This is a genomic window from Mycobacterium sp. E2699, assembly GCF_001666745.1.
In the GTDB taxonomy this organism is placed as follows: Bacteria; Actinomycetota; Actinomycetes; order Mycobacteriales; family Mycobacteriaceae; genus Mycobacterium.
Window position 1 is genome coordinate 16,631 of sequence record NZ_LZJH01000115.1, and the last position, 13,933, is coordinate 30,563.

Annotated in this window: 12 protein-coding genes and 1 pseudogene; 11 read left to right on the forward strand and 2 right to left on the reverse strand. The window is 68.9% G+C overall.

Translation table 11 applies throughout. The annotated features are described in order from the left end of the window. Window positions 1-52 precede the first annotated feature (52 nt). On the forward strand, window positions 53-730 hold the full coding sequence (locus tag A5696_RS20490; protein ID WP_067882838.1) for a hypothetical protein: 678 nt from the start codon (window positions 53-55) through the stop codon (window positions 728-730). A 6-nt stretch (window positions 731-736) separates the two neighbouring features. On the opposite strand, the gene A5696_RS20495 is transcribed toward A5696_RS20490, so the two are convergent. Beyond that, on the reverse strand, window positions 737-1,183 hold the full coding sequence (locus tag A5696_RS20495) for a nitroreductase/quinone reductase family protein (RefSeq protein WP_067882839.1): 447 nt from the start codon (window positions 1,181-1,183) through the stop codon (window positions 737-739). 109 nt (window positions 1,184-1,292) lie between these two features. On the opposite strand from A5696_RS20495, the gene A5696_RS20500 reads away from it, so the two are divergent. The 3 genes from A5696_RS20500 to A5696_RS20510 all read left to right on the forward strand — a co-directional run bounded on the left by A5696_RS20500 (window position 1,293) and on the right by A5696_RS20510 (window position 4,181). Further along, window positions 1,293-1,976, forward strand: a complete 684-nt coding sequence (locus A5696_RS20500) for a TetR/AcrR family transcriptional regulator (RefSeq protein WP_197517037.1) — start codon at window positions 1,293-1,295, stop codon at window positions 1,974-1,976. A gap of 113 nt (window positions 1,977-2,089) precedes the next feature. Further along, window positions 2,090-2,593: a VOC family protein gene (locus A5696_RS20505; protein WP_067882840.1), complete on the forward strand. Its 504-nt coding sequence runs from the start codon at window positions 2,090-2,092 to the stop codon at window positions 2,591-2,593. 82 nt (window positions 2,594-2,675) lie between these two features. Beyond that, window positions 2,676-4,181: an FAD-binding protein gene (locus tag A5696_RS20510; protein ID WP_067882841.1), complete on the forward strand. Its 1,506-nt coding sequence runs from the start codon at window positions 2,676-2,678 to the stop codon at window positions 4,179-4,181. A 45-nt stretch (window positions 4,182-4,226) separates the two neighbouring features. On the opposite strand, the gene A5696_RS20515 is transcribed toward A5696_RS20510, so the two are convergent. Then, entirely contained in the window at window positions 4,227-6,146 is a 1,920-nt protein-coding gene (locus A5696_RS20515) for an ABC transporter ATP-binding protein/permease (protein ID WP_067882842.1), read from the reverse strand. Window positions 6,147-6,238: 92 nt separating this feature from the next. Here A5696_RS20515 and A5696_RS20520 point away from each other — a divergent pair, with 92 nt between their 5' ends. From A5696_RS20520 to gcvH, 7 genes and pseudogenes are all read left to right on the forward strand, one after another. Further along, window positions 6,239-7,882 (forward strand): acetolactate synthase, encoded by a 1,644-nt coding sequence (locus A5696_RS20520; protein WP_067882843.1) that lies wholly within the window; start codon window positions 6,239-6,241, stop codon window positions 7,880-7,882. Window positions 7,883-7,979: 97 nt separating this feature from the next. After that, a complete protein-coding gene (gene secA2, locus A5696_RS20525; RefSeq protein WP_067882844.1) occupies window positions 7,980-10,304 on the forward strand; it encodes an accessory Sec system translocase SecA2 in 2,325 nt (774 codons plus the stop codon). 89 nt (window positions 10,305-10,393) lie between these two features. Next, window positions 10,394-11,023, forward strand: a complete 630-nt coding sequence (locus A5696_RS20530; protein WP_067882845.1) for a CDP-alcohol phosphatidyltransferase family protein — start codon at window positions 10,394-10,396, stop codon at window positions 11,021-11,023. After that, a complete protein-coding gene (locus A5696_RS20535; protein ID WP_067882846.1) occupies window positions 11,016-11,942 on the forward strand; it encodes a DUF881 domain-containing protein in 927 nt (308 codons plus the stop codon). Before A5696_RS20530 ends, A5696_RS20535 begins: the two co-directional genes overlap by 8 nt. A gap of 49 nt (window positions 11,943-11,991) precedes the next feature. Beyond that, the gene (locus A5696_RS20540; protein ID WP_066960535.1) at window positions 11,992-12,324 is read left to right on the forward strand and encodes a small basic family protein; all 333 of its coding nucleotides are present in this window, start codon (window positions 11,992-11,994) and stop codon (window positions 12,322-12,324) included. Between the two features lie 102 nt (window positions 12,325-12,426). Beyond that, a pseudogene (locus tag A5696_RS20545) lies at window positions 12,427-13,265 on the forward strand (DUF881 domain-containing protein). A gap of 37 nt (window positions 13,266-13,302) precedes the next feature. After that, entirely contained in the window at window positions 13,303-13,701 is a 399-nt protein-coding gene (gcvH, locus tag A5696_RS20550; RefSeq protein WP_067882848.1) for a glycine cleavage system protein GcvH, read from the forward strand. The last annotated feature ends 232 nt before the right edge of the window (window positions 13,702-13,933 follow it).

Here is a 13,933-nt window from a genome sequence, read left to right on the forward strand (position 1 = left end):
GAGTCGTAACGTCACCCTTCGGGTCGGTCTTTTCGCGGACGGATGGGAGCTCATGGTGCACCGCCTGGCAATGCGCACGTTCGCCGCGTCGGCTTCCGTTGCGGTATTGGCATGCTGGCCGGCCGCGGCGCCGGCCAAAGCCGACCCCCCGCTGGTCTTCCCCGGGATGGAAATCCATCAGGACAGCCGCGTGTGCACCCTGGGGTACGTCGACCCGGCGCTGAAGATCGCGTTCACCGCCGGGCACTGCCGGGGCAGCGGGGTCGTCTACGACCGGCAACACAATGCCATCGGCAGGCTCGCCACGTTCCGAGACAACACGCCCAGCGGCACGACCGTGGCGACCGATCAGGTGATCAACGACTACGAGGCGATCGTGCTGGACAGCGGCGTCACCGCCAACAACATCCTGCCGGGCGGGCGCCCACTCGAATCGAACCCCGGCGCGACGCTGCAGCCCGGTGAACCGGTCTGCCATTTCGGCGTCATCACCGGTGAGACGTGCGGAACCGTCGAGAGCGTCAACAACGGCTGGTTCACCATGTCACACGGCGTCCAGAGCCAGAAGGGCGATTCCGGGGGGCCGGTCTACCTGGCGCCCAGCGGCGGGCCGGGGCAGATCGTCGGGATCTTCAACAGCGTGTGGGGAGACCTGCCCGCGGCGGTGTCGTGGCGGGCCGCCTCGGACCAGGTCCGCCAGGATCTCGGGGCCACGACCAACCCGCGTTGACGCCTCCTAACGGGCGGGTTCGAGCACGAAGACGGGGATCGTCGGCGCCTCGGCGAGCAGCTGCTCATCGGTGGAGTCCGGCGTCAATCCGCCGACGTAGTCCTTGACCTGCCAGTACCACCGCTGAAGGTAGCGCCGCAACACCACGGGCTTGGCCGCGTCGTCCACCTCGCTGACCCGGGCGCGTCGCCTACGCCAGCGCGGGCCCACCTCGACGACGCCCGCGGCCCTGACGTTGCGGGCCCATTGGGTGTTGCCCCGCGGTGAGACCAGGTAGTCGACGCCGTCGACGCTCAGCAGGTTGATCACCACCGCGCGCGGTCTACCGCTTTTGCGGCCACGGACGCGCAACGCGCGGGTGCCGGCGATGCTGACTCCCAGCTCGGCGAGCCAGCGAATGACGGTGTTGGCGGCGCGCGCCATCCCGTTCGGTTCTTCGTAGCGCGTGGCCATGGTGAGTCCTCTCCGATCTTAGAGAGCGGTGCTCTCTTCGCCGGACACCCTGCCACAGCCCCGACCGAAAATCAAGAGCGGCGATCTCGGTTTGTGCCAGACTGGCGGCGTGGGCAAACGCCAGGAGTCGCGGGAGCAGATCGAGGCGCGCATCATCGAGCTGGGCCGGCGCCAGCTGGTGGATCGCGGCGCCGCGGGGTTGTCGGTGCGTGCGATCGCCCGCGATCTGGGCATGGTGTCCTCGGCGGTGTACCGGTACGTGTCCAGCCGCGACGAGCTGCTGACGTTGCTGCTGGTCGACGCCTATTCCGATTTGGCCGACGCCGTGGACCGGGCCCGCGAGTCCGTCGGCGATCTGTGGAGCGACGACGTCATCGCCATCGGGCGGGCGGCACGGCGGTGGGCCGTCGCCCACCCGGCCCGGTGGGCGCTGCTCTACGGCAGCCCGGTGCCCGGGTATCACGCGCCGGCGGAGCGCACGGTCCCGGCCGGCACCCGGGTGGTCGGCGCGTTCTTCGACGCCGTCGCCGCCGGGATCGCCACCGGAGACATCCGGTTGACGAATGACCCTGCGCCGCAACCCATGTCGTCGGACTTCGACCGCATCCGTCAGGAGTTCGGGTTTCCGGGCGACGACCAGGTGATCGCCAAGTGCTTCTTGCTGTGGGCCGGCGTGCTCGGCGCCATCAGCCTCGAGGTGTTCGGGCAATACGGCACCGACACCCTGACCGACCCCGCGGCGGTGTTCGACACCCAGCTTCGGCTGCTCGTCGACGTGCTCACCCGGCACTGACGCCCGGAACTAGAACGTGTTCACCGCGTTTTGCCCAGCCCGACGCGGCGGCCCGCGGCAAAGTCGTGTTGCGCCTTTCTGGCCGCCGCCGCACTGGGCTATCCTGCGAAGCGATGACCCTTCCTCCTCAATCGCCGACGCAGATCGCGTGGGTCACCCCGAACCTGGATGCCACCGAAACGGCCCTCACCGGCCTGTTAGGCGTCCGGAAGTGGGTGCGGATACCCGACGTGCACTTTGCCCCGGATACGTGCAGCTATCTCGGCAAGCCGGCCGACTTCGTCGCCAGCATCTCCCTGAGCTACCTCGGGGACATGCAGTTGGAGCTGATCGAACCGGTCCGCGGGGAGAACATCTATAGTGACTTCCTCCGGGAATCGGGGGCGGGGTTGCACCACATCTGCGTGGAGGCGGCGAGCCCGGAAGCATTCGACTCGGCCCTGGCCGAGGCCGCCGGCCAAGGAGCGCCGGTGGTGCAGCAGGGTGTGATGGCCGGCGGTATCCGGTTCGCCTACGTGTCGGCGCGGCAGGCCGGGGTGCCGTTCCTCGAAATCGCCTACATCGCGCCCGAGATGAGGGCCTTCTACGACTACATCAAACGGGAGCAGCAGCGGTGAGCCGCGCCGGCGACGATGCAGTGGGGGCATCCCCAGCGGCGAAGCGGCGAGGGGGACGAAGCGATGTGGAGGAGTGGCGCCAATGAGCACCGAGATCCCAACGACGATCGACGCCGGCACGGTGGCGTCGTGGTCGGACGACGTCGACGTGGTGGTGATCGGATTCGGCATCGGCGGCGGCTGCGCGGCGGTCAGTGCGGCCGAGAAGCTGGGGGCCGGCGCGCGGGTGCTGGTGCTCGAGCGCGCCGCCGCGGCGGGTGGCACCACTTCCCTTGCGGGAGGCCATTTTTACCTCGGCGGCGGGACCGCCGTGCAAGAGGCGACGGGGCACCCCGACTCGCCCGAGGAGATGTACAAGTATTTGGTCGCCGTGTCGCGCCAGCCCGACCATGCGAAGATTCGCGCGTACTGCGAGGGCAGCGTCGAGCACTTCAATTGGCTGGAAGACTTGGGTTTTCAGTTCGAGCGCAGCTACTTCCCGGGCAAGGCGGTGATCCAGCCCAACACCGAGGGGTTGATGTTCACCGGGAACGAGAAGGTGTGGCCCTTCCTGGAGAAGGCGGTGCCGGCGCCGCGCGGCCACAAGGTGCCCGTGCCCGGCGACACGGGCGGGGCCAGCATGGTGATCGATCTGCTCCTCAAGCGCGCCGCGAGCCTCGGCGTGCAGGTCCGCTACGAGACGGCCGCCACCCAGCTGATCGTGGACGATTCCGGCCAAAAGAGCCGGGTGACCGGCGTGGCGTGGAAGCGCTTCACCGAAACCGGTGCGATCAAGGCAAACTCGGTGATCATCGCTGCCGGGGGATTCGTGATGAATCCGGAGATGGTGGCCAAGTACACCCCCAAGCTGGGGGAGAAGCCGTTCGTCCTCGGCAACACCTACGACGACGGGCTGGGGATCCGGATGGGCGTGTCCGCCGGCGGCGCCACCCAGCACATGGATCAGATCTTCATCACCGCGCCGCCCTACCCGCCGTCGATCCTGCTGACCGGGATCATCGTGAACAAGCTCGGCCAGCGGTTCGTCGCCGAGGACTCCTACCACTCCCGCACGGCGGGGTTCATCATGGATCAGCCGGACAGCGCGGCGTTTTTGATCGTCGACGAGGCGCATCTGGAGCATCCCAAGATGCCGCTGGTGCCGCTGATCGACGGTTGGGAGACGGTCGCCGAGATGGAAGCCGCGCTCGGCATTCCGCAGGGCAACCTGGTCGCGACGCTGGACCGCTACAACACCCACGCCGCCCGCGGCGAGGACCCCGACTTCCACAAGCAGCCGGAATTCCTTGCGCCGCAAGACAAAGGGCCGTGGGGCGCGTTCGACATGTCGCTGGGCAAGGCGATGTACGCAGGTTTCACCGTCGGCGGGCTGGCCGTGTCCGTGGACGGACAAGTGCTGCGCGAGGACGGTTCGGCGGTGTCGGGGCTGTACGCGGTGGGGGCGTGTGCGTCCAACATCGCCCAGGACGGCAAGGGCTATGCCAGCGGCACGCAGCTGGGGGAGGGTTCGTTCTTCGGTCGCCGCGCCGGAGCGCACGCGGCCCGTAGCGCTGGAGCGAGCGCGGCCCGAGGGGCCGCGAGAGCGTAGGCGCGCCAAGACCCGGTGCCGGGGGCGCGCAGGAGCGTTAGGAGATCAAACCCGCGCGGGCTCTTTCTCCACCGGGCCCAGCCGCCATTCGCCGCCGCCCAGTAGGTGCAGCTCCTGCTCATGGTGCTGCTCGACGGTCGGCCGGTGGCTGACGCTGACGAGGACGGTGTCCGGCAATTCCGTGCGCACCAGTTGGTAGAGCGCGAATTCCAGGCCCTCGTCCAGCGCCGAGGTGGCCTCGTCGAGGAAGACGGCCTTCGGCTTGGTGAGCAGGATGCGCGCGAAGGCGACCCGCTGCTGCTCACCGGGCGAAAGCACCTTGGCCCAGTCCTGCTCGTCGTCGAGCCGGTCGATCAGCGGCGCGAGGGCCACCTTGGTCAACACGTCGCGCAGCTCGTCGTCGGAGACGGCGTCGGGCGAGTTCGGGTAGCACACGACGCCACGCAGGCTCCCCAGCGGGACATAGGGCAACTGCGACAAGAACATCGTCGCGTTTTCGCCATCGGGACGGCACAGCGTCCCGGACGCGTACGGCCACAGTTCGGCCAGGCTGCGCAGCAGCGTGGTCTTGCCGGCCCCGGAGCGCCCGGTGATCACCAACGCGTCACCCTCGTCCAACTGCACGTCGAGCGGATCGATGAGCCGGTCGCCGGCGGGCGTGCGTACTTCGACACCGCGAAGCTCGACAGTCGACTCCTCGCTCGGCTTGACGAGAATGGTCGGCAGCGCGCGGCCCTGGCTGTTGGCATCGACAAGCCCGTGCAACCGGATGATCGCCGCCCGGAATGCCGCGAACGCGTCGTAGTTGTTGCGGAAGAACGACAGCGAATCCTGAATGTTGCCGAACGCCGTCGCGCTCTGGCCGACGTCACCGAAGTCGATCTTCCCGGCGAACAGCCGCGGCGCCTGGATCACCCACGGCAACGGAACGATCACCTGCGACACCGACCAGTTCCAGCCGTTGAAGATGATGGTGCGGCGCACGAACTTGCGGTAGTTGGCGATGATCGGGGTGAAGCGCCGCCACAGTTGCGCGCGCTCGACTCGTTCACCGCGATAGAACCCGACCGCCTCGGCCGCGTCGCGCAACCGCACCAGGGCATAACGGAATGCGGCATTGAGTTTCTCGTTGTTGAAGCTCAGCCGGATCAGCGGGTGGCCCAACCAGACCGCGACCACGGTCGCGACCAGCACGTAGACCAGGACCGTCCAGAACATCGCGCGCGGCAACACCAGGCCGAAAACCTCCAGATTCCCGGAGAGCTGCCACAGGATCGCGGCGAACGAGATCACCGAGGCCACCGCATTCACGGCCCCGAACAGCAACGTGCTGCCCGTCCCGTTGGACGGGATGTTCGGAGTGCCCCCGGCATTGGCGGTGAAGATGTCGATGTCCTGCTGGATGCGCTGGTCCGGGTTGTCGATGGTGTTGTCGATGAACAGGTCCCGGTAATAAGCCTTGCCGTCAAGCCAGTCGTCGGTGAGGTGGGCGGTCAGCCAGATGCGCCAGGCGATGATGAACCGCTGTGTCAGGTAGATGTCGATCATGAACCGGATGACGTACAGCGTCGCGAGCACGGAAAAGATCGCAATCGACATCCAAAAGCCATGAATCCCAGACTGTTTGACGGCGTCGTCATCGGCCGCGATGCCCTGCACGGCCTTCTGCACGCCCGTGTACAGGTCGTTGCCCTGGTAGCTGAGCAACACGGTCAGGCGCACCGAGAGGAGCACCGACAGCAGCAACACGCCGAGCATCAGCCACACCTTGACGCTCGCCCGGCCGACGAAGTATCCGCGGGTGATCCGCCAGAACTGCCGGCCCCACGGGGTGAGGAACCGAAACGCGAACAGCACTGCCAGCAGGCACACGGCCCCGATCGCCCACGCGATGGCGATCCACCGCAGCGAATCCATGGGTGCCGTCGACCAATCGATCGACGGCTTGAACGGCTTCGGGCCCATGGTCGACGTCTCCTTACGGCCGAGGTGTCCAGCCTGTGCTCAACAAAAATCCTCCGGCGAAGTTACCCGAAGGATCTGGCTAGGCTGCGGTTATGAGCACCGACGCCATCCCCACACAAACATTGCACGCCGGCCGGCTCATCGCGCGGCGGCTCAAAGCCAGCGGCGTCGACACCGTCTTCACGTTGTCGGGCGGCCACCTGTTTTCCATTTACGACGGGTGCCGTGACGAGGGTATCCGGCTGATCGACACGCGGCACGAGCAGACCGCGGCGTTCGCCGCCGAGGGCTGGTCGAAGGTGACCAGGCTGCCGGGCGTGGCCGCGCTCACCGCCGGGCCGGGCGTCACCAACGGGATGAGCGCGATGGCCGCCGCGCAGCAGAATCAGTCGCCGTTGGTGGTGCTGGGCGGTCGGGCCCCCGCGGGGCGCTGGGGCATGGGCTCGCTGCAGGAGATCGACCACGTGCCGTTCGTGGCCCCGCTGGCCCGATTCGCCGCCACCGCGCAGTCGGCCGACGACGCCGGCCGGTTGGTCGACGAAGCGTTGCGGGCGGCGGTCGGCGCCCCGTCGGGGGTTGGGTTCGTCGACTTCCCGATGGATCACGCGTTTTCGTTGTCGGAGGACGACAGCCGGCCCGGCGCGCTGACCGACCTGCCGGCGCCGCCCGCCACCGACGGCGCCGCACTGGACCGGGCCGCCGGCCTGCTGTCCGCGGCGAAGCGGCCGGTGATCATGGCCGGCACCAACGTCTGGTGGGGGCGCGCCGAGGCGGCGCTGCTGCGCCTGGCCGAGGAACGCCACATCCCGGTGCTGATGAACGGGATGGCCCGCGGCGTCGTGCCCGCCGACCACCCGATGGCGTTTTCGCGGGTTCGGGCCAAGGCACTGGGGGAGGCCGACGTGGCGTTGATCGTCGGCGTGCCAATGGATTTCCGGCTCGGCTTCGGCAAGGTGTTCGGCCCGGAGACCCAGCTGGTCGTGGCCGACCGCGCCGAACCCGGCCGCGCGCATCCCCGTCCCATCGCCGCCGGGCTCTACGGCGACCTCACCGCGATCCTGTCCGCCCTGGCGAACACGCCAAGCGCCGACCACCGGGCCTGGGTCGACGAACTGCGCGCAGCCGAGACGGCGGCGCGCGGCGCCGAGAAGGCCGAACTCGCCGACGATCGGGTTCCGCTGCACCCGATGCGGGTGTACGCCGAGCTGGCGCCGCTGCTGGACCGCGACGCGATCGTCGTCATCGACGCCGGCGACTTCGGGTCTTATGCGGGCCGGGTGATCGACAGCTACCTGCCGGGCTGCTGGCTGGACAGCGGCCCGTTCGGCTGCCTCGGCTCGGGCCCCGGCTATGCCCTCGCGGCCAAGCTCGCCCGGCCCGACCGCCAGGTCGTGCTGCTGCAGGGCGACGGCGCGTTCGGCTTCAGCGGCATGGAGTGGGACACCCTGGCGCGGCACAACGTGCCGGTGGTGTCCGTGATCGGCAACAACGGGATCTGGGCACTTGAAAAGCACCCGATGGAGGCGCTGTACGGCTACTCGGTGGTCGCGGAGCTGCGGCCGGGCACCCGCTACGACGAGGTGGCGCGGGCCCTGGGTTGCCACGGCGAGCTGGTCTCCGCGCCGGTCGAGCTGCGCCCGGCGCTGGAACGCGCCTTCGCCAGCGGGTTACCCGCCGTCGTCAACGTGCTCACCGACCCGGCCGTCGCGTATCCGCGCCGGTCGAACCTGGCCTGACCGGCCGCGCGGGTGCGCAGTTGTACTCCGAAGCCCCGGCGTGTCGCGGGCAAACACGCACGCTCGCGCCAGCCGGGCGCTCGCGTACCGTTGACCTGTGTCGAAGACCACCCGGACCCAACCCGGCCGCCTGAGTAGCCGATTCTGGCGACTGCTGGGCGCCAGCACCGAGAAGAACCGCAGCCGCTCCCTCGCCGACGTCACCGCGTCCTCGGAGTACGACAAGGAAGCCGCCGACCTCAGCGACGAGAAGCTGCGCAAGGCGACCGGGCTGCTCAAGCTCGACGACCTCGCCGAATCGGCCGACATCCCGCAGTTCCTCGCGATCGCCCGGGAGGCGGCCGAGCGGACGACGGGGCTGCGGCCGTTCGACGTGCAGCTGCTGGGCGCGCTGCGCATGCTGGCCGGTGACGTGATCGAGATGGCCACCGGTGAGGGCAAAACCCTGTCGGGCGCGATCGCGGCCGCCGGATACGCGCTGGCCGGCCGGCACGTGCACGTGGTGACGATCAACGACTACCTGGCCCGCCGGGACGCGGAGTGGATGGGTCCGCTCATCGAGGCCCTGGGGCTGACGGTCGGCTGGATCACCGCCGAGTCGACGAGCGAGGAGCGCCGGGCCGCCTACGGCTGCGACGTCACCTACGCCTCGGTCAACGAGATCGGCTTCGACGTGCTGCGCGATCAGCTGGTGACCGACGTCGACGACCTCGTCTCGCCCAATCCCGACGTGGCCCTGATCGACGAGGCCGACTCGGTGCTGGTCGACGAGGCGCTGGTCCCGCTGGTGCTGGCCGGCACCACGCATCGCGAGACACCGCGGCTGGAGATCATCAAGCTGGTCGGTGAGCTGGAAGCGGGCACCGATTACGACACCGACGCCGACAGCCGCAACGTGCACCTGACCGACGTCGGCGCCCGCAAGGTGGAAAAGGCGCTGGGCGGTATCGACCTGTATTCCGAGGAGCACGTCGGCACCACGCTGACCGAGGTCAACGTGGCGTTGCACGCGCACGTGCTGCTGCAGCGCGACGTGCACTACATCGTCCGCGACGACGCCGTCCACCTCATCAACTCCGCGCGCGGGCGCATCGCGCAACTGCAGCGCTGGCCGGACGGCCTGCAGGCCGCCGTCGAGGCGAAGGAGGGCATCGAGACGACCGAGACCGGCGAGGTGCTCGACACGATCACGGTGCAGGCGTTGATCAATCGCTACGCCACCGTCTGCGGCATGACCGGCACCGCGCTGGCCGCCGGTGAGCAGCTGCGCCAGTTCTACAAGCTCGGCGTGTCGCCAATCCCGCCGAACGAGCCCAACATTCGCGAGGACGAGTCCGACCGGGTCTACATCACCGCCGCAGCCAAGAACGACGCCATTGTCGAGCACATCGCCGAGGTGCACCAGACCGGGCAGCCGGTACTGGTCGGCACCCGTGACGTGGCCGAGTCCGAGGAGCTGCACGAGCGGCTACTGCGCCGCGGCGTGCCGGCCGTCGTGCTCAACGCCAAGAACGACGCCGAGGAGGCGAAGGTGATCGCCGAGGCCGGCGAGTACGGCACCGTCACGGTGTCCACCCAGATGGCCGGGCGCGGCACCGACATCCGGCTCGGCGGATCCGACGAGGCCGACCACGACCGCGTCGCCGAGCTGGGCGGGCTGCACGTCGTCGGGACGGGCCGCCACCACACCCAGCGGCTGGACAACCAGCTGCGGGGGCGCGCCGGACGCCAGGGCGACCCCGGATCGTCGGTGTTCTTCTCCAGCTGGGAGGACGACGTGGTCGCCGCGAACCTCGACCACAACAAGCTCCCGATGCAGACCGATGACGACGGGCGGATCGTCAGCCCCAAGGCGGCCGGGATGCTCGACCACGCGCAGCGGGTCGCCGAGGGCCGCATGCTGGACGTGCACGCCAACACCTGGCGCTACAACCAGTTGATCGCCCAGCAGCGCGCCATCATCGTCGACCGGCGAAACACATTGCTGCGCACCGCAACCGCGCGCGAGGAGCTGGCCGAGCTGGCGCCGGACCGGTACGGGGAGCTGGCCAAGGAGATCCCCGAGGAGCGCCTCGAGAAGATCTGCCGGCTCATCATGCTGTATCACCTCGACCGGGGCTGGGCCGATCACCTGGCGTATCTGGCCGACATCCGCGAAAGCATCCACCTGCGCGCGCTGGGGCGCCAAAACCCGCTCGACGAGTTCCACCGGCTCGCGGTCGACGCGTTCGCGTCGCTGGCCGCCGACGCGATCGAGGCGGCCCAGCAGACGTTCGAGACCGCGAACGTGCTCGAGGAGGAGCCCGGCCTAGACCTGTCCAAGCTGGCACGGCCGACGTCGACGTGGACGTACATGGTCAACGACAACCCGCTGTCCGACGACACGCTGTCGACCCTGAGCCTGCCCGGGGTGTTCCGCTAGGCCGAGCCGCCCAATGTGCGTCCAGCCGCACGCTCGGGCTCGAGTGTGCGGCCAGCTTCACACTCGGCGTTCGGCTAATGTCACGGCTCATGGAGCAGGTGCTTCCGCCCGACCGGGTGCTGACAGTGCCCAACGCCCTGAGCGCCATCCGCCTGGTGCTCATCCCGGTGTTCATCTACGCCCTGCTGTTCGCCCACGCCAACGGCTGGGCGGTGGCGATCCTGATGTTCAGCGGGGCCTCCGACTGGGCCGACGGCAAGATCGCCCGCACGCTCAACCAATCCTCGCGGCTCGGCGTTCTGCTGGACCCCGCGGTGGATCGCCTGTACATGGCGACCGTTCCGATCGTGCTGGCCGTCGACGGGATCGTGCCGTGGTGGTTCGTCATCACGCTGCTGGTGCGCGACGGGCTGCTCGCGGCGACCCTGCCGTTGCTGCGCAGCCGCGGACTGACGGCGCTGCCGGTGACCTACGTCGGCAAGGCCGCCACCTTCGCGTTGATGTCCGGCTTCCCGCTCGTCCTGCTCGGAACGGGCGGCGCGACGTGGAGCCGCGTGCTGCATGCCGTCGGCTGTGGCTTCCTGGGCTGGGGCCTCTACATGTACCTCTGGGCGTTCGTGTTGTACGCGGTGCAGATGGTGTTGGTGCTGCGCCGCATGCCCAAGCTGAAACATCCTGTACGGCAACCGATTTCGCCCAAGGCGAGTGAACATGGCTGAGCCCGACCGCCTGCTCGGCGGCTACGACCCCAACGCCGGCCGCAGCGCCCACGAGGCGGCCCGGCCGCAACTGATCCCGGTGCCGTCGCTGCTGCGCGCCCTGCTGTCGGAGCACCTGGATCCGGGGTACGCCGCGGCCGCCGCCCGGCACGGCGGCCCTGACACGCCGCGGCGCGGGCGGGACCGGGCCGTCGGCTGGCTTTGGGAGGCGGTGGCGGCGCTGTTGATCGCCGCGGTCTTCGCCGCCGCCGTCGCCCAGGCCCGCTCGGTTGCTCCCGGCGTTCGCAACGCGCAGCAGCTGCTGCTGCAAAGCGTGCGTTCGTCGGAAACCACGGCGACCAGGCTGGGCAGGGAGCGCGGCGCGCTGTCGGCGAAAGTCGACGACGTGCAACGACGCGCGCTGGCCGAGAACGCGGAGGGCCAGCGGCTGCTGAACCGCCTCGACGCGCTCAGCCTGGCGGCGGCCAGCACGGCGGTGATCGGGCCCGGTCTGTCGGTGACCGTGACGGATCCCGGTGCCGGCCCGAACCTTTCCGACGTGTCCAAGCAGCGCGTCAGCGGCAGCAGGCAGATCATCCTGGACCGCGACCTGCAGCTGGTGGTCAACTCGTTGTGGGCCAGCGGCGCCGAAGCCATCTCCGTCGGCGGCGTCCGGATCGGGCCGAACGTCACCATCCGTCAGGCGGGCGGGGCGATCCTGGTCGACAACAACCCGACCAGCAGCCCCTACCAGATCCTCGCGATCGGCCCACCGCACGCGATGCGAGACGTCTTCGACAGCAGCCCGGGACTGCAGCGTCTGCGGCTGCTGGAGTCCTCCTACGGCGTCGTCGTCACCGTGAACGTCGCCGACGGTCTGTCGCTGCCCGCCGGATCGATCCGGGATGTGAAGTTCGCCAAACAGATTGGGCCCCAGTGAGAAGACTCCTCTCGAGACGGATTCGCCGCTCCGACACGGGGTGCTGTGCATGATCGGAATCGCGGCGCTCGCCGTCGGCATCGTGCTCGGCCTGATCTTCCACCCCGCCGTCCCCGAGGCCATCCAGCCCTATCTGCCGATCGCGGTGGTGGCCGCGCTCGACGCCGTGTTCGGCGGGCTGCGCGCCTACCTCGAACGCATCTTCGACCCCAAGGTGTTCGTGGTGTCGTTCGTGTTCAACGTCTTCGTGGCCGCGCTGATCGTGTACGTCGGCGACCAGCTGGGCGTCGGCACGCAGCTTTCCACGGCCATCATCGTCGTCCTGGGCATCCGGATCTTCGGCAACGCCGCGGCGCTGCGCCGCCGGCTGTTCGGGGCTTGAGTGGCGCAGTGAGACGCGCCGGCGACGATGAGGAGCGGCGCAGTGAAAGAGGTGAGATCGTCGTGAACGAGGACCCGCCCGACCGCGGCCCCGACGAAAGTCCTGACGCGCCAGGCCGGCACGGTCAGCCTGAGGGCGGCAAGCCGGCCGAGGCCGGTCAGCATGGCCGCCACGAACTGCCCGCCAAACGCCCGCGCCCTGAGATCGGACCGGTTCACCGCACGGGGCTCTCCGGCCTGCTGCGAAGCGGACGCTCCCGGCTCGTCTTCGGAACGCTGGCGACGGTGCTGTGCCTGGTCCTGGGCATCGCGATCGTCACCCAGGTGCGCCAGACCAAGTCGGGCGATTCGCTGGACACCGCCCGCCCCGCCGACCTCCTGGTGCTGCTGGATTCGCTGCGGCAGCGCGAGGCCACCCTGAACACCGAAGTCAGCGAACTGCAGAACACGCTGAATTCCCTGCAGCCCTCGGGCAACAACGATCAGGCCGCCATCCAGAGCGCGCAGGCCAGGCTGGCCGCGCTGTCCATCTTGGTCGGCGCCGTGGGCGCCACCGGGCCGGGCGTCACCGTCACGATCGACGACCCCGGCCCGGGTGTGTCACCGGAGGCGATGCTCGACGTGGTCAACGAGTTGCGCGCCGCCGGCGCCGAGGCGATCGAGGTCAACGACGCCCACCAGTCCGTGCGGGTAGGTGTCGATACCTGGATTGTGGGTACGCCTGGCTCGTTGACCATCGACACAAAGAACCTGTCGCCCCCGTATTCGATTCTGGCGATTGGCGATCCGCCCACGCTGGCCGCGGCGATGAACATCCCGGGCGGCGCGGAGGACAGCGTCAAGCGCGTCGGCGCGCGGATGTCCGTGCAGCAGGCCGACAAGGTGGACGTGACCACCTTGCGGCAACCAAAACCGCACCAATACGCTCAGCCCGTCAAGTGAACTTGCCGTGCGAGAAGCGACCAGAACAGGATCACCCGTGAGCGATATTCCGTCCGATCTGCACTACACCGCCGAACACGAATGGGTTCGACGAAGCGGTGAGGACACCGTCCGGGTGGGCATCACCGACTTCGCGCAGTCGGCCCTCGGCGACGTTGTTTTCGTCCAGCTGCCCGATGTGGGCAGCCAAGTGAGCGCGGGCGAATCGTTCGGCGAGGTGGAATCGACCAAGTCGGTGTCGGACCTGTTCGCCCCGGTCTCCGGGACGGTGGCCGCGGTCAACGGCGAGCTGGAGGGCAGTCCGCAGCTGGTCAACTCCGACCCGTACGGGGCCGGCTGGCTGGTGGATGTCCAGGTTTCCGACGGTGCCGAGCTCCAGTCGGCCATTTCGGCGCTGCTCGACGCCGAGGCCTACCGGGGGACCCTGACGGAATGACGGTTGCTAATGTGCCTGCCAGCCCCGCCCGCCGAGTCGGGCGGCGCGGATCCGAGGTCGGGGGTGGGCGCATTGCGGACCGGTGCGCGGTACGTTCATCAGATCGGCATTTGAGGGACACTGGAAGGCACTGGACAGTCGAGTAATCAGCAGTACGGGGCCAGAAAACGAGAGCCGGGCGAGCCGCCCGGCCGGATAACGCCACAGCGGCCAGTGAGGAGCAGCGCGTGAC